The organism is Kosakonia sp. MUSA4 (assembly GCF_013085925.1).
In the GTDB taxonomy this organism is placed as follows: Bacteria; Pseudomonadota; Gammaproteobacteria; order Enterobacterales; family Enterobacteriaceae; genus Kosakonia; species Kosakonia sacchari_B.
The window spans coordinates 2,627,759-2,650,959 of the sequence record NZ_CP025697.1; the positions used below are offsets into that span (position 1 = coordinate 2,627,759).

The following is a 23,201-nucleotide window of genomic DNA, read 5'->3' on the forward strand; positions in this document are numbered from 1 at the left end:
TAATTTAACAGAATCATCATACTTTCGATTCACCATATGGTTCATTTATGTTTACAATGATGCTTCGTTTTATGACAAAGAAAGTAATTCAACCTTCATTCATAACTAAAACCCTATAAAAAATTATCCATTTGGTTCGGACGGTTGCCGTTTGCCGTTCCGTATAAGGATGGGTTTCAGGAGATAAACATGGCACCTGGTAATACACCACGCGGGATGGTAAGCGTTCTGAAGTGGTTGCTGGCCGTACTGATGATGGTTATCGGTCTGGCGATTGGCATTCTCGGTTATAAACTTGTCGCCGTCGGCGGCAGCTTCTACTTCCTGATCATGGGTATCGTGATGGTCGTGGCGGCAGGGTTGATTCTCACAAACCGCCCCAGCGGGATTCTGCTCTATGCACTGGCATTTATCGTTTCTCTTTTCTGGGCGGTAAGCGATGCAGGCTGGTCATTCTGGCCGTTGTTCTCGCGCCTGTTTACTTTCGGCGTGCTGGCCTTGCTGGCCGCGCTGCTGTGGCCGCTGCTGCGTGCGCAACAGCGCGCGACACCGCTGCGCAAATCCTCGTTCAGCCTGGCAGGTGTGCTGGCGGTACTGCTGTTGGTTAGCGCTGGCGGCATGTTCAAAACCTGGAATGTGATCGCGCCAACGGAAGCGATTCCGGTGAAACCTGTTGCCGCCGGGACAGCCCAGCAGGACTGGAAACACTGGGGCAACACCACTCACGGCGATCGCTTCGCCGCGCTGGATCAGATCAACAAGCAAAACGTTAACCAGTTGAAAGTGGCCTGGGTTGCGCACACGGGGGATATTCCGCAGAGCAACGGCTCTGGCGCGGAAGATCAGAATACGCCGCTACAGATTGGCGACACGCTGTATGTCTGTACGCCGTACAGCAAAGTGCTGGCGCTGGATGTGGATTCAGGCAAAGAGAAATGGCGCTACGATTCGAAAGCCACTGCGCCAAACTGGCAGCGCTGCCGTGGTCTGGGTTATTACGAAGAGAGCCAGGCGCTGGCGTCTGCGACGCAGAGTACCTCGCCTGTTGCCTGCCCGCGTCGTCTGTTCCTGCCCACCACCGATGCGCGCCTGATCGCGATTAATGCTGATAACGGCAAAGTCTGTGATGACTTCGGCGACCACGGCGTGGTCGATCTGGGCGTTGGCATGGGCGAAATCAAACCGGGTTACTACCAGCAAACCTCAACGCCGCTGGTCGCCGGGAATGTGGTCGTCGTCGGTGGCCGCGTGGCGGATAACTTCTCCACTGGCGAACCGCCGGGCGTGGTGCGTGCGTATGACGTGCACACCGGTAAACTGGCATGGGCGTGGGATCCGGGCAATCCGGCAATTACCGGCCTGCCGCCGGAAGGCCAGACCTATACGCGCGGTACGCCGAACGTCTGGTCTGCGATGTCGTATGACGCCAAACTGAACCTGATCTATCTGCCAACCGGCAACGCCACCCCGGATTTCTGGGCCGGTGAACGTACCGCGCTGGACGATAAATACAGCTCTTCGGTGGTGGCAGTCGATGCCACTACCGGTAAAGTACGCTGGCACTATCAGACCACGCACCACGATTTGTGGGACTTCGATCTGCCTTCGCAGCCAGCGCTGTTCGACCTGCCGGATGGCAAAGGCCACACCACGCCGGTACTGGTGCAGACCAGTAAACAGGGCATGATCTTTATGCTCAACCGTGAAACCGGCGAGCCGGTGGCAAAAGTGGAAGAGCGTCCGGTTCCGGCGGGCAACGTGCAGGGCGAGCGTTATTCACCGACGCAGCCTTACTCGGTTGGCATGCCGATGATTGGCAACCAGACGCTGAAAGAGTCGGATATGTGGGGGGCGACGCCGATCGATCTGCTGTTGTGCCGTATCGCCTTTAAATCGATGCGCCACCAGGGCGTCTTCACCCCGCCGGGTCTTGATCGTTCCCTGCAATTTCCTGGTTCGCTGGGCGGGATGAACTGGGGCAGCGTTTCGCTCGACCCGAACCATAACCTGATGTTTGTTAACGATATGCGTCTGGGGCTGGCGAACTATATGGTGCCGCGCGCGAACGTCGCGAAAAACGCCAGCGGCATCGAGATGGGGATTGTGCCGATGGACGGTACGCCGTTTGGCGCGATGCGCGAGCGTTTCCTCTCTCCGCTGGGTATTCCGTGCCAGCAACCGCCTTTCGGCACGATGTCTGCGGTCGATCTCTCTACCGGTAAGCTGGTGTGGCAGGTTCCGGTCGGTACCGTTGAGGATACCGGCCCGCTGGGCATCCGCATGCATATGCCGATTCCAATCGGTATGCCGACGCTGGGCGCGTCACTTTCCACCCAGTCCGGCCTGTTGTTCTTTGCCGGTACTCAGGATTTCTACCTGCGCGCATTTGATACCGCCAGCGGGAAAGAGATCTGGAAAGATCGCCTGCCGGTAGGCAGCCAGTCCGGCCCGATGACCTATGTGTCGCCGAAAACCGGTAAGCAATACATCATTATCAATGCGGGCGGTGCGCGTCAGTCACCGGATCGCGGCGACTACGTGATTGCTTATGCGCTGCCCGATAAGCAATAAGTGATGAACGATCGCCACCTCCTGGGGAGGTGGTTTAAGATTGATAGCGAAAAGGTCCGCTGATGCGGGTCTTTTTTTCGCCCTGAAAGCAGAGCGAGTTTCAGCCAACCTGCAACCAATCTTAAACAAACATTTCACTCGCCAGACACAGGTTGCCGCCGCTGATAAACTAGATGGTATCCCCCTTGGAGAGCGGAAGGTTATTGTCATGCAATATGAAGAACAGCAGCTTATCAACGGCCTTTTCGAACGGCTGAAACAGACCGGACAGCAAAACAGCCAACGGGATGCAGACGCAGAGCGTCAGATCGCGGAATTCGTCAGACAGCAGCCTGCGGCGCCCTACTATATGGCGCAATCGATTTTGATTCAGGAAGCGGCGCTGAAACGCCTGCAAGCCCGGGTTCAGGAGCTTGAAAGCGAATTAGCCGCGCAAAAAAGCAAACCTGCAACGGGCGGCAGTTTCCTCGGCGGCCTGTTTGGTGGCGGGAAAAGCAACCCGCAGCCGGACAACAGCTGGAATGCCCAGCCGCAACAGCCACCGGCACAGGATTATTCCCGGGCGGCAGCGCCAGCTTCGGCTCCCCGCAGCGGCGGTTTTATGGCTGGCGCACTGCAAACTGCCGCTGGCGTGGCCGGTGGCGTCGTGCTGGCCGAGATGCTGACCAGTATGTTCCATCAGTCGCGGCCGGAAGAGATCGTCAATATTATCGAAGAACCGGCAACGCCCGCCGGTGGTGAGCCGTTTGTCGGTAATCAATACGGCGACTTTAATAATATCTCTGATACCCGCTTCCTCAACCAGGACGATCCGTTCGGCAATAATAACGATGCCTGGCAGAACGACGATGTTGATGACAACGACTACAGCAATGATGACGACAGTTTTATTTAACGACTAGCTGAATAGAAAAAGAGGCCTTATGGCCTCTTTTCTTTTGCGGATTATCAGAAGGTTTCCCAGTTATCGCCATTTGCCAGCGCAGGACGCTGTGGTTTAAACGGTTTTGCCGTTGGCGAAGACGCGCTGTTCTGGCGCTGCGGCGCGGCACCGGTCAGGCGGAAAGCCCCTACCGCTTCGGTCAGGCGCGCGGCCTGCTCTTCCAGCGAGGCGGCAGCGGCAGATGCTTCTTCTACCAGCGAGGCGTTTTGTTGCGTGACGTTGTCCATCTCAGTGATCGCCTGGCTCACCTGAGTGATACCTTTGCTCTGCTCATCGGATGCCGCCGCAATTTCCAGCATGATATCGGTTACGCGTTTCACCGCCGTCACGATCTCTTCCATCGTTTCGCCCGCAGAAACCACTTCACCGGAACCTTGCTCAATCAGATTGACGGATTCACTGATCAGCGCTTCGATCTCTTTTGCCGCCTGCGCACTGCGGCTCGCCAGCGTACGCACTTCGCTGGCCACCACGGCAAAGCCGCGGCCCTGCTCACCGGCACGCGCCGCTTCTACGGCGGCGTTGAGCGCCAGGATATTGGTCTGGAAGGCAATGCTGTTGATCACCGCAGTAATTTCAGAGATTTTGCGTGAACTGGTGGTGATGTTGCCCATCGTCTGCACCACGCCGGAGACAATCTGCCCGCCTTTGGTCGCTTTGCCGGACGCGTCACGCGCCAGACCGCTGGCATGGTGTGCGTTGTCGGCGTTCTGTTTCACCGTCGCGGTCAGCTGTTCCATGCTGGCGGCAGTTTCTTCAATTGCCGCCGCCTGCTGCTCGGTGCGTGAAGAGAGATCGGTGTTACCGGCGGAGATTTCGCTGGTGCCACGATAGATCTCTTCCGCCCCCTGGCGAACCGTGGCGACTGTGGTAACCAGCGAGTGCTGCATCGCCTGCAAATCACTGCTCAGACGGCCAATCTCACTGCGACCAGTCGGTTCATCCGCAACGGTCAAATCACCGGAGGCAATGCGCGCGATACGTTGCGCCGCACGTTGCAGCGGGTTGATCACCACCCGGCGCAGCACGGTGAAGGTGATGACCGTCAACACCAGCGCAAACGCGAAGGCCGCGGCCATAAAAATAAGCCCTAACTGCGTACGGTTGTGCGCCAGCTCGGTCAGGTGCTCTGCGCGGTCGGTACGGATCTTAATCGCCTTCAGCAACACGGTGTTATATGCGGCATCAAGCTGGCGAGCCTGTTCGCTTTCATGGTTGATGATGGCTTCAAACATGCCGTTTTTCGCGTATTTCAGCATCGGCTGCATGCCTGCGGTGTAGGCGTTAAACAGGCGAGTCAGATCCTCATCCAGCGCAACGTCCTCCGGCGTTTTAACTTCGCGCGCCATATAGACCTTGAAGCCATCCTGCGATTGTTGAATACGTTTTTCCGCTTCCGCGACGTTATTTTTCATGTCGTCCATTTCGGCGATACGGCTTGCCGCGCCGGCATGGATCAGATTAAGACGAGCTGTACGTAAGTTGTTAGAACTGTTAGATAATCCCATGCGAACCTGGATTTCCTGCGTCACATCACGCTGATCGCGATCCGCTTGCATCAGAAAATATCCCGCCAGACCGGAGCTGAGCGCAAACAGCACCAGAATACCGCTGAGAATGGAGGAAAACAGGGGAACCAATCGAATATTGTGCATAAATCCAATGCTTTGCATTGCTGCTTTGTTATCCATGGCTATCGACTCTCATATTTGTCTAATGCATTCATCACGATGATATATATGCATCGGCAAAAATTGGATTTTTCTTATGGAGAAAAGCGCAACAGCGGTCACAGATTTGGACATTGGTAGCGCCAGCGGTTGCACCGCTGGCGTGAAGCGGCGTTAGTTATCGCCGAAATGGATAACGGTACGGATAGATTTACCTTCGTGCATCAGATCAAACGCGTCGTTGATCTGCTCCAGCGGCATGCGATGGGTAATGAACGGATCGAGACGAATTTTGCCCGCCATCGCATCTTCCACCATGCCCGGCAACTGGCTGCGTCCTTTCACACCGCCAAACGCGGAACCGCGCCATACGCGACCGGTCACCAGCTGGAACGGACGGGTGCTGATCTCCTGGCCCGCGCCCGCGACGCCGATGATCACGCTTTCGCCCCAGCCTTTATGGCAGCATTCAAGCGCAGAACGCATGACGTTGACGTTACCGATACATTCAAAGCTGAAATCAACGCCGCCGTCGGTCATCTCAACAATCACATCCTGAATCGGACGGTCGTGATCTTTCGGATTGATAAAGTCGGTTGCACCCATCTCTTTCGCCAGCGCGAATTTGTCCGGGTTGGTATCGATAGCCAGAATCCGCCCGGCTTTCGCCTGTACCGCACCCTGAATCGCCGCCAGACCGATACCGCCGAGCCCGAAGATCGCCACGGTATCGCCCTCTTTCACTTTCGCCGTGTTGTGCACAGCGCCAATACCGGTGGTGACACCGCAACCGAGCAGACAAACTTTATCCAGCGGTGCTTGCTCGTTCACTTTTGCCAGCGAGATTTCCGCGCATACGGTGTATTCGCTGAAGGTACTGGTCCCCATATAGTGGAAAATCGGCTCGCCGTTGTATGAGAAACGGGTGGTGCCGTCCGGCATCAGACCTTTGCCCTGCGTGGCGCGTACGGCCTGGCAGAGGTTGGTTTTACCGGATTTACAGAACTTACATTCGCCACATTCTGCGGTGTAGAGCGGAATAACGTGATCGCCCGGCTTCAGGCTGGTCACGCCCTCGCCGACTTCCACCACAATCCCGCCGCCTTCATGGCCGAGCACCGCCGGGAATACCCCTTCCGGATCGTCACCCGACAGCGTAAACGCGTCGGTATGGCACACACCGGTATGCGTGATACGCACCAGCACTTCGCCCTTTTTCGGCGGCGCAACGTCGATTTCGACGATTTTAAGCGGTTGACCCGGCCCGAAGGCAACGGCTGCACGTGATTTCATAAGTCTCTTCCTTTTTGTGAATACCCTGATGCTTATTTTAGATAAGAGCGCAAAAGATGACCGACTTCTGCCATGCGAACCGCACGCTGGTCCGCAGTGGTGTCGCCGTTGACCAGCTCATCTTTAAGGTGAATTTCAACCATTTCGCCCATCAGGCCGTTGGCTGCGCCGCGCACGGCGGCGATTTGCTGCAAAATGGCGATGCAGGGCTCGCCGCTTTCCAGCGCACGTTCCAGCGCATCGACCTGACCGCGGATGCGGCGCACCCGCGTCAAAACGCGTTTCTTGTCTTCTGGTGAATGGGGCATGTGACCTCCTGTATACTATAGGGGGGTATGGTAATAGCAATAACGTAACAGTGTAAACACTAAGTTTTATCCGGGTATCAGGAGCATGCTTTTTAGGGGGGGATGATACTATCAGCTATAAAGCGGTTTTTGCTGCTCCCGGTAGTGCAACGTACCAGGATGATACTGGAACATTATTCGCGCCAGTAGCGACGAAAATGGCAAATAGCCCAATAAACCACACCTATTAATATTTACACCGTTACGATAAACCTGTACCTGTTGTAAAACCTGCATCCACTCTTCGCTCAAGCATTGCTTAAGGTTTTTATTGGTGTGTTACCGTACTGTTTTTCCCGGAGTAATCAAGGGGGCCACAAAATATATGACTCGTGATAACAAATAGATCGGATTACTGTGCTGGAAGTTTTATTTCAGCGCGGCTATTGATATATATTATATTTACTATAACCATCACGGTTTATATTTTTATTTGTTCTTTGGATCTCAACGCGCTATTATTTTTTGCCGCCACAAGGTGGTTTCTATACGGATATCGAAATGAAAAAAGGATTAGCAATTCTGTTCGTATTACTTTCGCTCGGATCAGTAGCTCAGGCTTACGCAGGAAACTGTCAGAGCCCTGATGATCGTGCTGCCGATGGTTCCCGCTGTGGAGGTCGTTCTGCGGATTCCCGGCCCGGTGGCAAGTAAAAACATTCTACTAAACCCGGTCACTGTGCCGGGTTCTTCATACCTAAGCGACTATGTCAACCCTACAGGAAACGATGCTCAATGTTTGTTGATAAGCTGAAGTGCAGAACAGATTCTGAACTGATTTGCGCGTTATATGAAATTGTTGAGGAACTTGAACTGCGAAACCCAGGACGTCGATTCACTCCAGATGGTCACCTGGTCGGTAGTATTGGTGAAACTATTGCAGCAAGGCTATACGGCTTAACTCTTTATACAGCCAGCGCTGAAACTCATGATGCCCGGTCCCCTTGTGGAAAGGAAATCCAAATTAAGGTGACTCAAGTTGGCCGCACTTCACTGAGTTCTGAACCGGAACACCTCCTGGTACTGTATTTATCTAAAGATGGTAGTGTTAGCGAAATTTTTAATGGCCCCGGCAAACTGGCATGGAATGCGGCGGGGAAAATGCAGAAGAATGGACAACGCCCTATTTCAACTCGAAAGCTGAAAATTCTTGCTGAGAATATCGCTATTGCAGATAGGATTAGTATAGTGAAAAGTTAATACACATATCTATACGCACCACATGAAAGGAACTTAATGTATATCATTTTCGATGAAGCGCTTACGGATCTTCTTCGGTTCCGAAGGATAGCGCCCAGTAAGCAGTTTACAGAGAAGATTTACTACTATGCCTACCATAAACATAAATACTGACCAGACAGCACAGCCAATAAAAGCTATATCACTGGATGAATCACCAGATATAAATACGTTGTAAATTTGATATAAAAAAACCAATCCAACAACGATGCTCGAAATCCAGGTAATAACATTCCAAATATATCCAATAAAATCAGCCAATCGATTACCAAACCTGTCAGGATCAACTCGTTTTATCAGAAATGCCCTTACAGCCTCATTGTCTTTTGGATCTATACCCGCAGCACGAAGGACAGAAATACCTCTACGCTCTTGAGTCGATGTCTCGTAAACTCCGTAGCCAAACTGAATAGCAAACAACACGGCGTACACACCCAAGCTAGTTAAAAATAGAACCATGTTAAATCCCACTTATTGTTATTAATATAAACCTTAAAGTATCGGGATTTTAGCATGTGTTGCAATCTTCCTCTTCCTTTAATTTTATACTTGTCATTTTTCTTACAATCATTAATTAATAAAAATGTCAAATTAAGTACATTTTTTGCATAACGAATATTTCATATATTAAATTACGCACGCAATATTTCTATTACTTCACTATTAGAATATCAGCTAAGCGCGTTGTGTATCGCGGCGACAGCATGTTGCGCTTCATTTGCCACTGCGGTTGTATGCCCTGCCCCGCAAAGTACAACGTCCCGCGCCCGTTTTTTGCATTGACCTAATCCAGAACTTCCATCAATTTTTCGCTGTTAGCGCACAGCGCGTTGTCGTCAAAAAGATTGTTCTGTACAACACGATGACTGAAAAAAACGCCGCGCAATACACTATTTTTCTGGTATTTTAGTTGCTCAATCCATACCGTTAGCCACAATATATGTATTATTTATATTTTAAAATAAACAATTCGTGTATTTTATGACACGTTTTGGTTTGATTCATTTTGTTTGTGAATGCATAATAATTAGAAATGATACAAATTAAGTACATCTGGATGATGTATATAATTAAGGCCATGGAGAAGGGTCTAATGAACAACATAAAATTAAGTATCGTTGTCCCTTGCTATAATTCTAGTGATTTTATTTCTGAATGCATTCAGTCTATCCTCCCTCATTTAACTAATAGTATTGAGCTAATTATTGTTAATGATGGATCCACTGATAGCAGTTATGAAATAATTACTAATATAGTACAGAGTTATTGCAATATAAACGTTGAGATAATTAATCAGAGAAACCTTGGCCTCTCCGCTGCAAGAAATAAAGGCATAGCCGCCGCATCTGGCGAGTACATATCATTTTTAGATTCAGATGATTTTTATCATTCAGATTTCTGGAGCGAAATTTCACCTGTTATTGATGATTCAACAATCGATATCGTTGAATTCAATGCCGAACAGTACGAAGGTGACATATCAAACATTGTCGAGCATATTGATAGCGCGGCTTTTTCAGGAAAAACAGAGATTACAGCAATTGAAAAATTAACCCCAGCATTTAAGAGATGTAAATGGTACCCGTGGGCGAGAGTATACAAAACATCACTTTTTCGTGAAAACAACATCACTTTCCCTCATGGTCGCCTATATGAAGATATGAACACAATTCCGTTTATTTATCTCAAGAGCAGTGCCATTTATGGGATAAATAAATCACTCCTTTGGTATCGCCACCATAAAAAAAGCATTACTCAAACTTTCAGGCAAAAGGATTTATCTGATTTAGTCTATGCCGCTCAGTCACTTTCATTATTGGCGAAAGATAACCCAGCAATAAAACGCACACTATTTCCCACAATACAAAGAATATTTAATTTTATAAAATATACAATAATAAGAAATAAAGGCGCAAAACTCACCAACCAAGAGCAGAAGACTTTACGCCGGGCACTTCTTATTTTTATTAATTACTTCAGGGTATCGCGAAAAGCTCAGATACTAATGCTTCCGTTGTATCTCAATACTGTCGTGAGATTTAGAAAAAAGTAACTTACTTATCAAGGCTTTTACCGACACGGCCAAAAAAATCAGCATCACCTGTCGGAGTGCCAACCGCACCGATATGTACTATATGTACTTTAGTCCATTTAGACTGCCCTGCATGTCTAAAGCGAAACTCGGCATTACCGTTGCTATCAATTTTAATACTAACTTCGACATTTGCCATATAAACCCCAGCAGTATAAGATTTCTATAGGATGTATATTTATCTTACTGATTTTCAGAGCTCCATCTTGTTATTTCCGATATATGATATAGATTTCTGAATTTTTCTTCTGGACCGTAGAAAAGCGCTGGTATAGTTAATCCATCTTCATCGTCAAGACTTATCTGTTGCCTTGAGTTAAAACTTGCATGTCACACGTGTTCAAGATGGTGTCTGAACTGAGCGTGAAGCTCACGTTCGTCTTCAAGCGGAATGTTTTCAACTAACTCAAAATATCGAGTAACCATAACTAACCTCCTTCCTGGAGAAGAGTTATTTATTACATTATTTAGAATAAATGCAAGTGAAAATTTTCCGCATACATAACAGAACCACCACATAATGAAATTTAATATTAAGCCCCGGTAGATACCCAAGGCTTTAGTAGTTACATTGGTCATTAAATAAATGTGATTACAGTGACTCAAAGTACCAAATCAGATTGGATGAAATTTGATACTCTTGGTCTCTGGGAATTGGGTAATTAGAGTTTAATATTACCCACTCATAGGTGAGCTGTTCATTCGCTTTAGCTTCTTGTAATTGATAATGAATGATTCGTTGTGGTGGTGCCCCTTCCCCTACAGCATATACTTCATATTTGTTATCTTGACAGAGAATAGTAAACACCAATTTTGAGTAAGCCATGATTTGTTCCCTTTATCAGTGATAGGCATACCCATGCCTTATTTTAATCATGGTAAATATAAAAAGAAAAACAATAAAATTTTTAGCAATAACGAAATATATCGCATTTAAAATGTTATTTACCGCGATAATCATCTATTTCACGAATACTTAAAAAGTTTTCATTACCTTGTTCAATTATTGCGAGCAGCGGCTTAATCCACAGCACAGCCTAGCAATATGTCAACTCGCTGGCGGTAATCCGCAAAAGAACCCCCTACCAGACACGCCATACATTTGCATGCTGGGCGCTATCAGCCGGAGCCAATCCGGCATTCATTGCCAGCCAGTTAGGGCATGAAGATCCCGAGATGGTTTATCGTGTGTATTCGGCATGGATTAAGGAGTTTGATGGCGAGCAAGTAGAGCTTTTAAACAGCAGGCTGAACATCGCTCCCATTATGCCCCCAAAGCTGAAATAATTAGATAATATCAAATTAAAACAATAGGTTAAACGATGAATAATCTACTATGGGGGGGTATGGTAATCACAGTGACGTAACAGTGTAAACACTAAGTTTTATCCGGGTATCAACGAGTGAGCGATGGAGGGATTACCGGAAGGGAATGTTTGTCGAAATATACGTGTCACCAGAACCGATGAATTCGTTGGTTGTTATATATCCGCGACGCCGATCAATTCCACTTTTAAAGTAAAACCCCCGAATTATCGGGGGCCATGATTAACTTGTTTGTCCCTGAAACGCGGCAACGTCGCGATTAATGCCGAAGATTTGCCACCTGACGTGGTGCGCATCGAGGGTGAAAACCGCTGTGGCAAGGGTGTTTTCCTCATCCGGATCGTCGGCTGCCAGGCGGTAAATGGGCAGTGCGGCGTCATGCTTATCAGAGAGAATGGTTTTTGCCGCCGCAGCGTCAAACGGAGGTTGCCTCTCCAGCCACTGCGCCAGACGTCGCTGGCGCGACGCCGAGCTGTCCGTTACCACCTGCTCAACGTCAGCCAGTGCCGCATGCACCAAATGGTTGGCATGCCCGGTCACTGCCGTCAGCGGCATAACGGAACAGCCGCTACCCGTGGCCTCAACGCTGAACAGCCGCGTATCGCCCATCTGTCCCAGCGTATGGTGAAACGCACCCGCGCGCGGCGGCCCGGTAAGAATGGCGATCGCCTCATCAAGGGTGTTTGCATTCAGCGAGGCGCGGGCAAGGATCTGGCGCGGTAACCCGTGCGGGCGGTGCACTGCGCGGATGTTATTAACGGTGTTAACGATGCCTTTTTCGTTCACCGCAAAGGTGTGGCCGCAAATCGAACCCGGATAGGCAAAACTGGTAAAACCCAGACCACGCTCCGGGGTAATGGTGACCAGTGCGCAGTCATCACGTAACTGCGGAAAACCGTCTTCGTTGTGCGCGATAATCCGCTCGCCTGCGGCGTTTACCCCGGCCACTGTCGTACAGCCATCCGACGTTGAACGCACCAGATCGCCACGGCAGTTCCAGGCAAAGACCTGATCAATAGTGGCCTCCAGCCCCTGCGCCAGCCCTTCCAGCTCCAGCCAGATTTGCGGGTAATGCGTCTGCACCGCTGCACGCATTACCTGGGTCTGAGCGGATGACTGCATGGTCATCACCGTTTGCCACAGCGACGTGAGCGTCAGCTTCTGATGCCAGGCTTCACGGCCAAACTCTCCAAGGCGCAGGCCAATCTCAAACGGGGAACCACTGATGTCGATTTTTTTCATGCGATGAATTCACTTCTGTTCAGGAAACGTGCTGTAAAAATTCTTTCAGGCGCGGATTGCTACTGGCATTCAGCAGGATATCAGGCGGGCCGTCTTCAGCAATGGTTCCACCATCAATAAAAATCAACCGCGACGCCACATCGCGTGCAAAGCCAATCTCGTGCGTCACGATGACCATTGTCATCCCTTCATCCGCCAGTGAACGCATCACTTTCAATACTTCATGGCGCAACTCCGGATCGAGTGCAGAAGTTGGCTCATCAAACAGCATCATTTTCGGTTTCACCGCCAGCGCACGGGCAATAGCCACGCGTTGCTGCTGGCCGCCAGAAAGTTCAGAAGGATAGTGATCGGCACGTTCACGCAGCCCAACACGCTCCAGTAGCGCCAGCGCCTGTTTGCGGGCTGCCGCTTTACTCATTTTGCGCACGCGGACAGGCCCAAACATCACATTTTCCAGCGCCGTCAGGTGCGGAAACAGGTGAAATTGCTGAAACACCATCCCCGCTTCGCGGCGGATATCGCACTCGTTGACGTGGGGATCGGTCAGGTGCATCCCGGCAACCAGCAGGGTACCGGAGGAGATCTCTTCCAGTTTGTTGATGCAACGCAGCAGCGTCGATTTGCCTGAACCGGAAGGACCGATAATCACCACCACTTCACCGGCATCAATTTTCAGATTGATATCGTGCAGCACCTGTGTGGTGCCGAAATGTTTAGCGACCGCGCTAAATTCAACCATGCTCATAAAATATGGATCCTTTTCTCCAGTCGCTTCAGCAGGAAACTCAGGCACAGGGTGACGGCGAGGTAGATCAGTGCTACGGCTGTCCAGACTTCAAGGGCGCGGAAGTTTCCGGCGATGATCTCCTGGCCCTGACGCGTTAATTCCGCAACGCCGATAACAATAAACAACGAGGTGTCTTTAATGCTGATGATCCACTGGTTGCCCAGCGCCGGGATCATGCGGCGCAAAGCCAGCGGCATAATCACGTACCACAGCGTGGCGCGCTGCGATAATCCCATCGCCAGACTGGCTTCTTTAAACCCTTTATTGATGGACAAAATCGCGCCGCGCGTGATTTCCGCAATATACGCGCCGGAGTTAATAATAATGGTGACAATCGCAGCCGTAATTGGGTCGATGCGAATAGGCAGTACCATTGGCAAAGCAAAATAGATAAACATCACCTGAACCATAATTGGCGTGCCGCGAATCAGCTCAACGAAAATTAATGACACCGTTTTCGCAATACCGCCACCCAGTGCACGACAGGTTCCTGCCAGCAGACCAATAATAAAACCGCCCGCTAAACCAACCATTGAGATCAATATTGTCAGTTGCAGCCCCTGTAATAACAGCGGCAGCGATTCCCATATATATTTCGTTTCGAAATTCATAATGCGGTCAATTCACTCTCGGTTCAGGCCGGTATTACCCGGCCTGACGGGGGTTATTTAGGTTGTTTGTTAAACCATTTGAAATAAATTTTGCCATAGGTGCCATCCGCACGTAATGCCTGTAATGCGGCATCAACTTTCGGTGTCAGGCTGCTGTTTTTCTGCATTGCAAAACCATATTGCTGCGGCAGAACGCTGTCCGTTTCCCCGGTCGATTTCACCTTGCCACCACCGGCAGTTTTCACGTAGTACAGCACGTTCGGGGAGTCGTGAACTACCGCGTCCAGGTTGCCAGCCTGCAAGTCGAGATAGGCGTTATCGATGTTAGGGAATTCGACATAGTTGGCTTTATATTTGGATTTCATAAAACTTGCGGCTGCGGTGCCCTGCTTCAGCCCCACTTTTTTACCGGCCAGATCGCTGAATTTGGTGATGGAATTATCGCCGCTCTTCACCGCGATTAAGAGATCTGCATCGTAGTAACCCTGGCTGAAATCCACGACCTGTTTGCGGGCATCGGTGATGGTGATCCCGGCCATTGCCACATCCAGATTGCGCGATTGCAGCCCCGGAATTAAGCCACCGAAATCCATAGGACGCAATTCGTAGCTGACATTCATTTTCTTCGCAATGGCATCCCATAAATCGATATCAAAACCGACATATTTATCACCCTGCTTAAATTCAAAGGGAACAAAAGCCGTATCCACACCCACTAATAATTTCTCTTGTGCCATGACAGCAAAACTTGCCGAACAGGCTACCAGTGCCAGTGTAATCTTTAATTTTTTCAATAATGCAGACATAATAACCCTCAGCGTAATTAAGACAGCAAACAGGAGTTTTCACACAACACCATAAAATGATATTGTCGTTGAGAATAAAAACTGTATCCCTACATTCGCACGCGATATAAAAATGAATGCGTGCGAATTATTTATGCGGGAATAATAAAATCCCTGGTGTCGGGTACTGGCGTCTGCGCGCCGTTCATGATCATTGAAAGAAAGCTGTAATAACCGTTGATGCCAATCAGATCGACAACGCCCTTTTCACCCCACAGGTCGATGGCCTGTTGCCAGACCTCGTCGCTGACTTTTTTATGCTGATGCAACTGCTGGCAAAAGTGGTAAACCACCCATTCATCAGCCGCCAGCGCCTCGGGTAGACGTTGTTCATTAATGGCCTGCACCGCCTCTGCCGCGATCCCTTTTTCCCTGGCGATTGGCGCATGAATAGCCCATTCAACCGGCTGCGACCAGTGACGCGCAGTAAGCAGAATTGCCAGTTCCGACAACCGCTGCCCCAGTGCGCTACGGTAGCGCAGATACTCGCCCATCCGTTGCGCATGCGCCATCAGTTCCGGGCTGCGCAACAACGGTTCAAACGGCGGCAGCAGTGCACCGCGCGGGCCGTTGATAATCTCCTCCGCCAGCTGGCGTTGTTCATCGCTCCACTGCGGTTCCGACAATGCAGGTAAACGATTCATGGCTGGCGGCTCGCCAGTTTATGCGTCTCTTCGCTGATGACCTTGTGCAGAGTATCAACAACGAAATCGAGTTCTGAACGGCTGACAATAAACGGTGGTGCGATCAGGATATGATCGCCCAGTTGGCCATCAATAGTTCCGCCCATTGGATAGACCAGCAGCCCGTGCGCCATGCACTGCGCTTTGATAGCGGCATGCAGTTTCAGCGCCGGATCGAATGGCGTTTTGCGCGCTTTATCGCGTACCAGTTCCACACCGGCGAACAAACCTCGACCGCGCGTATCACCAACATACGGTAACTCGCCCAGCACGTCATGCAGCGCCTGCTGCAAATACGCGCCCTGCTGCTGCACCTGCTCCAGCAAATGATCCCGCTCGATAACCTGCTGCACTGCCAGTGCAGCCGCTGCCGCTGTCGGGTGGCAGATATAGGTGTGACCATGCTGGAACATTCCGCTACCGGCGCGCAGCGCGGCAACGATTTTCTCACTGACCAGCACTGCGCCAATGGGCTGGTAACCTCCGCCTAAACCTTTTGCGATGGTCACGATATCAGGGACAACGCCATCCTGCTCAAAGGCGTGCAGCGTGCCAGTACGCCCCATGCCGCACATCACCTCATCAGCGATATACAGAATGCCGTATTTATCACATAACCGACGAACGCCTTGCAGATAACCCGGCGTAGGCGGCGTTGCGCCGGTGGTTGCTCCCACCACCGTTTCGGCGCAAAAACCGATAATTTTTTCCGGCCCGGCTTGCAGAATTGCCGCTTCGAGTTCGCCAAGCAGGCGTTCAGTATATTGCTGCTGGCTTTCACCCGCCGCACGGTCGCGGTATTCATTACAGGCCGATACGCGCACTACATCCATCAGCAGTGGCGCGAACTGGCGGCGACGCCACTCGTTACCGCCGACGGCCAGCGCACCCAGCGTATTACCGTGGTAGCTTTGTTTACGGGCAATAAACAGCGTACGCTCCGGTTGCCCGACCTCAACAAAATACTGGCGCGCCAGCTTCAGTGCCGTTTCAACCGCTTCCGATCCGCCAGAGACAAAATAGGCGTAGTTCAGAGAACCGGGCGCGGTGCGAACGAGTTGCTCTGCCAGTTGTTCCACCGTATCACTGGTGAAAAAACTGGTGTGGGCATAGGCCAGTTGATCAATCTGCCGGTGCATTGCCGCCAGCACATCCGGGTGGGCGTGACCCAGACAAGAAACCGCTGCACCGCCGCAGGCATCCAGATAGCGTTTACCACTGGCATCTGTGATGTAAGCCCCTTGCGCACTGACCGCCACGGCTGGAGTGGTATGGAGGCTGCGGTGAATGATTTGACTCATGCTTTTCTTCCTGCTTTAAAAATCGCTTTCGCGTAAGTTGAAAGCATCTTGCAGGATCCATTTGAATCTCGTCAATGCAATAATGATTCAAATGCATTTCGTTTTCTTATGATGGAAGCAAATGAATCATTTATCAGGATTTACCGGGCATCACATACGCCCCGGAGCTTTGCAGATAACGTTCGGCGCTCTCAATTTTACTCACCGCCTCCCGGCCGTGGCGGGCAACCAGCATCGCCAGCAAACACTCGGCGACACCCATACCGGAAACCACCGAAGGGAAAAACGACGGGCTACTGAGTGAGAACAGCAATGTGCAATCCGCAGCCTGCGCCAGCGGCGAAACCGGTGAATCGGTGATGGCGATAATCCGTGCCCCGGCCTGCCTGGCCGCATTGAGAACGTCGAGGGACTCACGGGAATATGGCGCAAAGCTGGTCAATAACAGGCAATCTTCCGCCGTGATCTCGCGGGTGAACACTTCGATATTACTGGCCAGCCCGTCAATCAGCGACACATGGCGATTGAACAATCGGTAGACATAAAACAACGACCAGGCAATGGGAAAGCTGGCGCGGAAACCGCAAATATAGACCTGCTTCGCCTCATCCAGCAGCGTAACGGCTTGCTGCATGGACTGCTGATTCTCCGCCTGGGTGAACGCCAGATTGGCCTGATGCGCAAGGAATACCTCTTCGTACAGCGCGGGCTGCGTTCCTTTAGCGATCAACTTTTCAGCCTTAGATACATATGTATCATTTCGTAAGCCGAGATCGTCGATAAAAGCGCTTTTCAATTCCCCCCAACCGTTATAGCCCAAACGCTGCGCCAGCCGTAATAGCGTGGCGGGTTTCACGCTGGCTTCTGCGGCGAAGGCGCGCATGGATTGCACCACTAACTGGTTGGCGTTTTGCAGGGAAAATTCCGCCGCGCGCTGGAGTTCAGGCGACAGCAGGCTGAACTGGCTCACAATGTTTTCACGAAGATTCATAGCGTTTCGTCATCATCCGGAAGAGTGGCTGCGGCGGAAGCCCGGCCGCAGTAGTGGGTATATATAAACACAATTCGCCGTGATTGCACCAATCGTTGGCGGTTGCGGCAGCATCGTTCTGCGCAGTGGATAAATAAAAGCAGGAAATAAAGACTACCAGGCTCATTATTACGAACGCCAATGTATAACCGAATAAATAAACTGAAAATTCTGCTTTAATATATTATATAAGATAAACCATTGCACCGACGTTATCTTTTACCGGGTTTTAATTAACTGCGTTACAATATCATATTGCAACCAATTTACTGCAGATAAGTAATATGCAGATCACCCACAAAAAAAGCACTGACTTTGTTTTACATCAAGATTCAGGTGGGAACTTTATCAAATATATTTTTCCGCCAGCCGCACGCATTAAATACATTAATTTTAAGTATGTTCTTATTATATTATTTGTTAAGCTTTTCTTATTAGGAGATTAAATTAGCCGCAAGGAGCAAAATATGCGCTGGAATATTACGGAAATGCTGGTATCACCGACAACCAAAACTGCCTTCGCTCTGGCCCACAACACGCCAGAGCTGGCGGTGATTTTCTGGTATAAGGGTAATTATTTTTTACGCCCTGATAACATATTACATACGTACCAGGAACACTTCGTCGTGAATGGAAAAACATGTGACTTTAACATTATTCATACCCTTCCCTTTTACCCTTCCATCTGGCAAACACTTAAAAAAGGCTGTCACTGTCCGGGCAATGAGGATATTTCGTTAAGAACGTGTGAGCATCAAAAAATCTGCGAATTCGATCTTTGCCCCTACGGTATAAAAATGATCAAGTGATTATTTAGCAATTTAATTATTACCCCCGCAATCGAATAATGGTTATGGAGCGCGAACTGCTTCGCCCATCATATTCAACCACGCATGCATAAAAACCCCGGTGGAGGGTCTCACCGGGGCGATATTCAACGTTTCAGCGGCAACCCGGCCGTTTCCCGGGCGCGCAGCACAGTAAGGAACGTAATCAGCGCAGCGGCCATCACGTAAAAGGCCGGTGAGAATTTATCGCCAGTGCTGGTAATCAGCCACGCAGAAAACCATGGGGTGATGCCGCCGAAAAACGCGACTGCAAAGTTATAAGCAATGGACAAACCGCCGTAACGCACGCTGGTCGGAAACAGTTCCGCCATCGCTGCCGTACAGGCACCGTCGAAGGCAGCAATAAATGCGCCGAGCATCACCATCGCCAGCACTGCCGAAAGCACGTCTCCGTTCGCCATCACCATCATTGCCGGATAACTGAGCAGGATAAACCCGGCGCAGCCCGTCAGCATCAACGGCTTGCGGCCGTATTTATCCGACAGATAGCCCATAAATGGCACCAGCACCGCAACAGAAAAGAGCCCGATAGTGGTGATTGCATAGGCATTGAGTTTGGAAAAATGCAGCTCGGTCGCCAGATAACTCGGCATGAACGTTTGCAGCGTCCAGTGCCCGACAGCCTTGATCACCACAAAACCAACGCAGAACAGCAACGCGCCCCAGGCGGTGGTCACCGCTTTGCGCAGCGGTGCGCTGGAGGTCTGACCGCTTTTCATGGCGGCAATAAATTCCGGCGAATCTTCCAGATGTTTTCGCAGATATAGCCCCACCCAGCCCAGCGGCCCGGCAATCAGGAACGGGATACGCCAGCCCCAGTCGTTCATCGTGCTTTCGCCAAGTGTTGCGGTCAGCAGAAAGACCAGCCCGGAACCGACCACGAACGCCATAAAGCCAAAGTTATCGATCCAGCAGGTAAAGTAACCGCGGCGTTCTGTCGGTGCGTACTCTGCCAGGTAAGTTGTCGCCCCGGAGCTTTCGCCCCCGGCGGCGAAACCCTGCACCAGGCGCGTGATCACCAGCAGCACGGTGGCGGTGATCCCCACCTGATGATAAGTGGGCAGCAATCCCATCACGAATGTCGCCCCGGAGGTCAGCAGGATCACGGTCGCCAGCACTTTCTGCCGCCCTTTGCGATCGCCCAGCGAGCCGAAGAATAATCCGCCCAGCGGGCGCATAATAAAGCCCGCGCCAAATACCGCGAATGATGAGAGCAACGCGACGCTCGGATTGCCGGACTGAAAAAATTGCAGACCGATAATCGCTGCCAGCGTGCCGTACAAGCCGAAATCAAACCATTCCACAAAATGGCCGATCCCGGTGGCGAGTAGCACTTTGCGTAATTTGCGCGATCCGGCCACCTGATCCTTTTCGGCTACCCGATCGAAAGCGTCCTGTACAGGCTGTGTCATATCCCCTCCACTTATCAAAGTGTTTCTATAATAGATATACTATCTACACGGCTTGTACGAATTCAGCACAGCACAGATGGCGTAAAATGTGATTTCCGCCCTGCTTTTCTCGGCGAAAAACCCGGCAGGATCACATTTTTACGCCATAAAAAAGCCCCGCATCGCGGGGCGAAATACGTTCTTTTAGTCCGATAAGCTTAGCACTATCGGGCAAATAATCCTTAGTTGCGTTTTTTCGGCATCATCCGCAACAGCGTATTGTCTTTATAGAAGTAATGATGCACCAGCGCCGCCGCCGCATGCAGGCCAATCACAAAATAGCCCAGATTAGCCAGCAATTCGTGGTACTCCTTCAGCGTATCCACCCGATCAAAATTCGCTTCTGACGCATACGGCATCACCATGCCGAAGGCGATCCATGGCTCACCACGGTTGTACATCATCAGCAAGCCAATAACGGGCAGAACAATAAACAGCAGATAAATGACCAGATGGCCCAGATGCGCCAGCCCGGTCAGCATTGGCGAGGGTTTGGGCACAATCGGCGGCGTCGGGTTTTTTAGCCGCGCCAGCAAACGCGCGACCATCAGAACAAGGATAGAAATACCGCAGGAGACATGCACCATGTTAAACCACGGGCGGTAGCTGCGCGGCGCAAATCCGCGAAATTCCATGGCACAATAAGCGGTTATGATGAGCAGAAACACCAGCCAGTGAAGGGTGATTTGTACGGAAGAATATTTACTGCGCATGAGGCGATCCTGAAAAAATAACAGAACGCCAACATAGCCGTATTTCCTTAAAAATTCATTAACTTTTCCTCTTCAATATTCAGTCATTTACTCTTCGTTGCACGCGATTCATTTGCCCAACAATCCCCGCCAGGCTATCACTGAGGAGTGTAATAACGTGATCATGACCTAAAAAGCGGAGTGAATTATGAGCAAAATTGGCATCAATGGATTCGGGCGGATTGGACGTCTGGTACTGCGTCGTCTGCTGGAAACCAACAGCAGCGCGGAAGTTGTCGCAATTAACGATCTCACCTCACCAAAAGTGCTGGCCTACTTATTGAAGCATGATTCTAACTACGGCCCGTTCGGCTGGAGCGTGGATTTCACCGAAGATTCGCTGATCGTCAACGGTAAAAGCATCACTGTCTATGCCGAGAAAGAGGCGAAACATATTCCGTGGCGCAGCGCCGGCGCCGAGATCATCGTTGAATGTACCGGCTTCTATACCTCGGCTGAAAAATCACAGGCGCATCTGGAAGCCGGTGCGAAAAAAGTGCTCATCTCCGCGCCCGCCGGTGAGATGAAAACCGTGGTCTTTAACGTCAATGATGAAACCATCGATGCTGAGGACACCATTATTTCGGTCGCCTCCTGCACCACCAACTGCCTCGCGCCGATGGCCAAAGCGCTACAGGACAATTTCGGCATCAAAGCTGGCACCATGACCACCATTCACGCCTATACCGGCACGCAGGCGCTGGTCGATGGGCCGCGCGGCAAAGATCTGCGGGCCTCACGCGCAGCAGCGGAAAACATCATCCCGCACACCACCGGTGCGGCAAAAGCGATCGGTCTGGTGATCCCGGCGCTGAGCGGCAAACTGAAAGGCCATGCGCAGCGCGTTCCGGTGAAAACCGGCTCGGTAACCGAACTGGTATCGGTTCTCGAGAAGAAAGTCACCGTCGATGAGATCCATCTGGCACTGAAAAAAGCCACTGAAAATAATGAATCCTTCGGCTATACCGATGAAGAGATTGTTTCGTCCGATGTTATTGGCAGCCACTTTGGTTCGGTGTTCGATGCCACGCAGACAGAAATCACCGAAGTGGGCGATCTGCAACTGGTGAAAACCGTCTCCTGGTACGATAACGAGTACGGTTTTGTCACCCAGCTCGTGCGCGTACTGGAAAAATACCGCGCGCTTTAACATTCACATAGGCCGGATGACGCAACGGTTACCCGGCCTGCGCTGATTGCAGGCCGGATAAGCACAAGCGCCATCAGGCGAGGCGAGACATGAGAAATATCAGCCCGGAAGATTTATTGACGTTGATGAAGGTCGCAGTGCAGCACGCCAGTACATTTCCCGTCTGGCCGCAGGGAGAAGCGCCAGGCGCCGCCGCCAGCCCGGTGCGTTTTCAACTCGAAACGTTTCACACCGGCCCGACACCGTTTGACCGCTCAGTCACCGGCGTTCGCGCCCCGGAAATCACCGTTTACGCCCCGCAAAACCCCAACGGCGTCGGAATACTTATCACCCCAGGCGGTTCTTACCGACGGGTGGTACTGGATAAAGAAGGCAGCGCGCTGGCTCCCTGTTTCAATGCCAAAGGGTACACCCTGTTTGTGATGACCTACCGGCTTCCGGCAGATCAGCATGCAGAAGGCGCGGATGCGCCGCTGGCGGATATACAGCGCGCCATGCGCACGATCCGCGCCCGCGCCGGGGAGTGGCGGCTGGATCCCGCAAAGCTCGGCGTGATGGGCTTTTCCGCGGGCGGTCATGTCGCCGCCAGCCTCGGCACGCGCTATGACGAAGTGGTTTATCCACCGTCTGACGACATCGACCGCCAGAGCGCGCGTCCGGCGTTTATGGCGCTGGTTTATCCGGTTATCACCATGCAAGCCGAAATCGATCACCCGATATCCCGCCAGCAACTGCTTAGCGAATCACCGACTGACGAACAGATACGTCATTATTCCCCCGAACAGAATGTAAACAGCGAAACACCGCCGGTTTTCCTGCTGCATGCGGTGGACGATCCGGCGGTGAAAGTCGAGAACAGCCTGGTGATGTTTACCGCGCTGCGCCGTCTTGGCGTACCGGTAGAGATGCATCTGTTTGAGCAGGGAAAACACGGTTTTGGTATTCGTGATGCGCTGGGGCTGCCAGCCGCCGTCTGGCCGGAGCTGATGATGGCATGGATAGCGACGAAAGTGTAAA

23 protein-coding genes and 2 pseudogenes are annotated in these 23,201 nt (G+C 51.2%); 9 read left to right on the forward strand and 16 right to left on the reverse strand.

Annotated features, from left to right (window positions below):
* Positions 1-189: 189 nt before the first annotated feature.
* A complete protein-coding gene (locus C0557_RS12450; protein ID WP_208658673.1) occupies positions 190-2,571 on the forward strand; it encodes a membrane-bound PQQ-dependent dehydrogenase, glucose/quinate/shikimate family in 2,382 nt (793 codons plus the stop codon).
* Positions 2,572-2,779: 208 nt separating this feature from the next.
* The gene (locus C0557_RS12455) at positions 2,780-3,466 is read left to right on the forward strand and encodes a DUF2076 domain-containing protein (protein WP_208658674.1); all 687 of its coding nucleotides are present in this window, start codon (positions 2,780-2,782) and stop codon (positions 3,464-3,466) included.
* 53 nt (positions 3,467-3,519) lie between these two features.
* Here C0557_RS12455 and C0557_RS12460 read toward each other — a convergent pair whose 3' ends face one another.
* The 3 genes from C0557_RS12460 to C0557_RS12470 all read right to left on the reverse strand — a co-directional run bounded on the left by C0557_RS12460 (position 3,520) and on the right by C0557_RS12470 (position 6,785).
* Complete coding sequence (locus C0557_RS12460) at positions 3,520-5,205, reverse strand: methyl-accepting chemotaxis protein (protein ID WP_208658675.1); 1,686 nt, start codon at positions 5,203-5,205, stop codon at positions 3,520-3,522.
* Positions 5,206-5,358: 153 nt separating this feature from the next.
* Positions 5,359-6,477: an S-(hydroxymethyl)glutathione dehydrogenase/class III alcohol dehydrogenase gene (locus C0557_RS12465; RefSeq protein ID WP_007372008.1), complete on the reverse strand. Its 1,119-nt coding sequence runs from the start codon at positions 6,475-6,477 to the stop codon at positions 5,359-5,361.
* Between the two features lie 32 nt (positions 6,478-6,509).
* Positions 6,510-6,785, reverse strand: a complete 276-nt coding sequence (locus tag C0557_RS12470) for a metal/formaldehyde-sensitive transcriptional repressor (RefSeq protein WP_090120487.1) — start codon at positions 6,783-6,785, stop codon at positions 6,510-6,512.
* Positions 6,786-7,325: 540 nt separating this feature from the next.
* On the opposite strand from C0557_RS12470, the gene C0557_RS27665 reads away from it, so the two are divergent.
* Both C0557_RS27665 and C0557_RS12475 read left to right on the forward strand, forming a co-directional pair.
* Positions 7,326-7,478 carry a transmembrane anchored protein gene (locus C0557_RS27665; protein WP_371813256.1) on the forward strand — a complete coding sequence of 51 codons (153 nt, stop codon included), beginning with the start codon at positions 7,326-7,328 and terminating at the stop codon, positions 7,476-7,478.
* 81 nt (positions 7,479-7,559) lie between these two features.
* The gene (locus tag C0557_RS12475) at positions 7,560-8,024 is read left to right on the forward strand and encodes a hypothetical protein (RefSeq protein WP_208658676.1); all 465 of its coding nucleotides are present in this window, start codon (positions 7,560-7,562) and stop codon (positions 8,022-8,024) included.
* A 33-nt stretch (positions 8,025-8,057) separates the two neighbouring features.
* Here the strand turns inward: C0557_RS12475 and C0557_RS12480 are convergent, their stop codons facing one another.
* Both C0557_RS12480 and C0557_RS12485 read right to left on the reverse strand, forming a co-directional pair.
* Positions 8,058-8,522 carry a hypothetical protein gene (locus C0557_RS12480; RefSeq protein ID WP_208658677.1) on the reverse strand — a complete coding sequence of 155 codons (465 nt, stop codon included), beginning with the start codon at positions 8,520-8,522 and terminating at the stop codon, positions 8,058-8,060.
* 193 nt (positions 8,523-8,715) lie between these two features.
* Positions 8,716-8,970, reverse strand: a pseudogene (locus tag C0557_RS12485) (DUF4113 domain-containing protein); the annotation flags it as partial.
* Between the two features lie 186 nt (positions 8,971-9,156).
* On the opposite strand from C0557_RS12485, the gene C0557_RS12490 reads away from it, so the two are divergent.
* The gene (locus C0557_RS12490; RefSeq protein ID WP_253073814.1) at positions 9,157-10,116 is read left to right on the forward strand and encodes a glycosyltransferase; all 960 of its coding nucleotides are present in this window, start codon (positions 9,157-9,159) and stop codon (positions 10,114-10,116) included.
* A 1-nt stretch (position 10,117) separates the two neighbouring features.
* Here C0557_RS12490 and C0557_RS12495 read toward each other — a convergent pair whose 3' ends face one another.
* On the reverse strand, positions 10,118-10,294 hold the full coding sequence (locus C0557_RS12495) for a hypothetical protein (RefSeq protein WP_208658679.1): 177 nt from the start codon (positions 10,292-10,294) through the stop codon (positions 10,118-10,120).
* Between the two features lie 453 nt (positions 10,295-10,747).
* Positions 10,748-10,981 carry a hypothetical protein gene (locus tag C0557_RS12500; protein ID WP_208658680.1) on the reverse strand — a complete coding sequence of 78 codons (234 nt, stop codon included), beginning with the start codon at positions 10,979-10,981 and terminating at the stop codon, positions 10,748-10,750.
* 233 nt (positions 10,982-11,214) lie between these two features.
* Between C0557_RS12500 and C0557_RS12505 the strand changes: the two are divergent.
* Positions 11,215-11,442, forward strand: a pseudogene (locus tag C0557_RS12505) (tyrosine-type recombinase/integrase); the annotation flags it as partial.
* Between the two features lie 261 nt (positions 11,443-11,703).
* Here the strand turns inward: C0557_RS12505 and C0557_RS12510 are convergent.
* The 7 genes from C0557_RS12510 to C0557_RS12540 form a co-directional block, all read right to left on the reverse strand.
* Complete coding sequence (locus C0557_RS12510; RefSeq protein WP_208658681.1) at positions 11,704-12,723, reverse strand: C45 family peptidase; 1,020 nt, start codon at positions 12,721-12,723, stop codon at positions 11,704-11,706.
* Positions 12,724-12,742: 19 nt separating this feature from the next.
* Positions 12,743-13,465 (reverse strand): glutamine ABC transporter ATP-binding protein GlnQ, encoded by a 723-nt coding sequence (glnQ, locus tag C0557_RS12515; RefSeq protein WP_208662928.1) that lies wholly within the window; start codon positions 13,463-13,465, stop codon positions 12,743-12,745.
* A 2-nt stretch (positions 13,466-13,467) separates the two neighbouring features.
* On the reverse strand, positions 13,468-14,124 hold the full coding sequence (glnP, locus tag C0557_RS12520) for a glutamine ABC transporter permease GlnP (RefSeq protein WP_208658682.1): 657 nt from the start codon (positions 14,122-14,124) through the stop codon (positions 13,468-13,470).
* Between the two features lie 53 nt (positions 14,125-14,177).
* A complete protein-coding gene (glnH, locus tag C0557_RS12525; RefSeq protein WP_208658683.1) occupies positions 14,178-14,930 on the reverse strand; it encodes a glutamine ABC transporter substrate-binding protein GlnH in 753 nt (250 codons plus the stop codon).
* Positions 14,931-15,061: 131 nt separating this feature from the next.
* Entirely contained in the window at positions 15,062-15,613 is a 552-nt protein-coding gene (locus tag C0557_RS12530; RefSeq protein WP_208658684.1) for a carboxymuconolactone decarboxylase family protein, read from the reverse strand.
* Positions 15,610-16,953: an aspartate aminotransferase family protein gene (locus C0557_RS12535; protein WP_208658685.1), complete on the reverse strand. Its 1,344-nt coding sequence runs from the start codon at positions 16,951-16,953 to the stop codon at positions 15,610-15,612. The genes C0557_RS12530 and C0557_RS12535 overlap by 4 nt, the downstream gene beginning before the upstream one ends.
* A 133-nt stretch (positions 16,954-17,086) precedes the next feature.
* Positions 17,087-17,944 carry a MurR/RpiR family transcriptional regulator gene (locus C0557_RS12540; protein WP_208658686.1) on the reverse strand — a complete coding sequence of 286 codons (858 nt, stop codon included), beginning with the start codon at positions 17,942-17,944 and terminating at the stop codon, positions 17,087-17,089.
* A 506-nt stretch (positions 17,945-18,450) separates the two neighbouring features.
* Here C0557_RS12540 and C0557_RS12545 point away from each other — a divergent pair.
* Complete coding sequence (locus C0557_RS12545) at positions 18,451-18,792, forward strand: anti-adapter protein iraM (RefSeq protein ID WP_208658687.1); 342 nt, start codon at positions 18,451-18,453, stop codon at positions 18,790-18,792.
* Between the two features lie 125 nt (positions 18,793-18,917).
* Here the strand turns inward: C0557_RS12545 and C0557_RS12550 are convergent, their stop codons facing one another.
* On the reverse strand, positions 18,918-20,243 hold the full coding sequence (locus C0557_RS12550) for an MFS transporter (protein WP_208658688.1): 1,326 nt from the start codon (positions 20,241-20,243) through the stop codon (positions 18,918-18,920).
* Positions 20,244-20,464: 221 nt separating this feature from the next.
* Positions 20,465-20,995 (reverse strand): cytochrome b561, encoded by a 531-nt coding sequence (gene cybB / locus C0557_RS12555; RefSeq protein WP_208658689.1) that lies wholly within the window; start codon positions 20,993-20,995, stop codon positions 20,465-20,467.
* Between the two features lie 187 nt (positions 20,996-21,182).
* Here cybB and gap point away from each other — a divergent pair, with 187 nt between their 5' ends.
* Together gap and C0557_RS12565 are read left to right on the forward strand one after the other, a co-directional pair.
* Complete coding sequence (gene gap, locus C0557_RS12560) at positions 21,183-22,184, forward strand: type I glyceraldehyde-3-phosphate dehydrogenase (RefSeq protein WP_074776563.1); 1,002 nt, start codon at positions 21,183-21,185, stop codon at positions 22,182-22,184.
* 89 nt (positions 22,185-22,273) lie between these two features.
* The gene (locus C0557_RS12565; RefSeq protein ID WP_208658690.1) at positions 22,274-23,200 is read left to right on the forward strand and encodes an alpha/beta hydrolase; all 927 of its coding nucleotides are present in this window, start codon (positions 22,274-22,276) and stop codon (positions 23,198-23,200) included.
* Position 23,201: the final 1 nt, after the last annotated feature.

Bases quoted from the DNA above. Each gene is read 5' to 3' on its own strand.
- C0557_RS12565 (WP_208658690.1), top strand. From the start codon at position 22,274: ATGAGAAATATCAGCCCGGAAGATTTATTGACGTTGATGAAGGTCGCA.
- glnP (WP_208658682.1), bottom strand. From the start codon at position 14,124: ATGAATTTCGAAACGAAATATATATGGGAATCGCTGCCGCTGTTATTA.
- C0557_RS12500 (WP_208658680.1), bottom strand. From the start codon at position 10,981: ATGGCTTACTCAAAATTGGTGTTTACTATTCTCTGTCAAGATAACAAA.
- gap (WP_074776563.1), top strand. From the start codon at position 21,183: ATGAGCAAAATTGGCATCAATGGATTCGGGCGGATTGGACGTCTGGTA.
- C0557_RS12480 (WP_208658677.1), bottom strand. From the start codon at position 8,522: ATGGTTCTATTTTTAACTAGCTTGGGTGTGTACGCCGTGTTGTTTGCT.
- glnH (WP_208658683.1), bottom strand. From the start codon at position 14,930: ATGTCTGCATTATTGAAAAAATTAAAGATTACACTGGCACTGGTAGCC.
- C0557_RS12475 (WP_208658676.1), top strand. From the start codon at position 7,560: ATGTTTGTTGATAAGCTGAAGTGCAGAACAGATTCTGAACTGATTTGC.
- C0557_RS12510 (WP_208658681.1), bottom strand. From the start codon at position 12,723: ATGAAAAAAATCGACATCAGTGGTTCCCCGTTTGAGATTGGCCTGCGC.
- C0557_RS12455 (WP_208658674.1), top strand. From the start codon at position 2,780: ATGCAATATGAAGAACAGCAGCTTATCAACGGCCTTTTCGAACGGCTG.
- C0557_RS12535 (WP_208658685.1), bottom strand. From the start codon at position 16,953: ATGAGTCAAATCATTCACCGCAGCCTCCATACCACTCCAGCCGTGGCG.
- C0557_RS12545 (WP_208658687.1), top strand. From the start codon at position 18,451: ATGCGCTGGAATATTACGGAAATGCTGGTATCACCGACAACCAAAACT.
- cybB (WP_208658689.1), bottom strand. From the start codon at position 20,995: ATGCGCAGTAAATATTCTTCCGTACAAATCACCCTTCACTGGCTGGTG.
- C0557_RS12540 (WP_208658686.1), bottom strand. From the start codon at position 17,944: ATGAATCTTCGTGAAAACATTGTGAGCCAGTTCAGCCTGCTGTCGCCT.
- C0557_RS27665 (WP_371813256.1), top strand. From the start codon at position 7,326: ATGAAAAAAGGATTAGCAATTCTGTTCGTATTACTTTCGCTCGGATCA.
- C0557_RS12490 (WP_253073814.1), top strand. From the start codon at position 9,157: ATGAACAACATAAAATTAAGTATCGTTGTCCCTTGCTATAATTCTAGT.
- C0557_RS12470 (WP_090120487.1), bottom strand. From the start codon at position 6,785: ATGCCCCATTCACCAGAAGACAAGAAACGCGTTTTGACGCGGGTGCGC.
- C0557_RS12530 (WP_208658684.1), bottom strand. From the start codon at position 15,613: ATGAATCGTTTACCTGCATTGTCGGAACCGCAGTGGAGCGATGAACAA.
- C0557_RS12450 (WP_208658673.1), top strand. From the start codon at position 190: ATGGCACCTGGTAATACACCACGCGGGATGGTAAGCGTTCTGAAGTGG.
- C0557_RS12550 (WP_208658688.1), bottom strand. From the start codon at position 20,243: ATGACACAGCCTGTACAGGACGCTTTCGATCGGGTAGCCGAAAAGGAT.
- C0557_RS12460 (WP_208658675.1), bottom strand. From the start codon at position 5,205: ATGGATAACAAAGCAGCAATGCAAAGCATTGGATTTATGCACAATATT.
- C0557_RS12495 (WP_208658679.1), bottom strand. From the start codon at position 10,294: ATGGCAAATGTCGAAGTTAGTATTAAAATTGATAGCAACGGTAATGCC.
- C0557_RS12465 (WP_007372008.1), bottom strand. From the start codon at position 6,477: ATGAAATCACGTGCAGCCGTTGCCTTCGGGCCGGGTCAACCGCTTAAA.
- glnQ (WP_208662928.1), bottom strand. From the start codon at position 13,465: ATGGTTGAATTTAGCGCGGTCGCTAAACATTTCGGCACCACACAGGTG.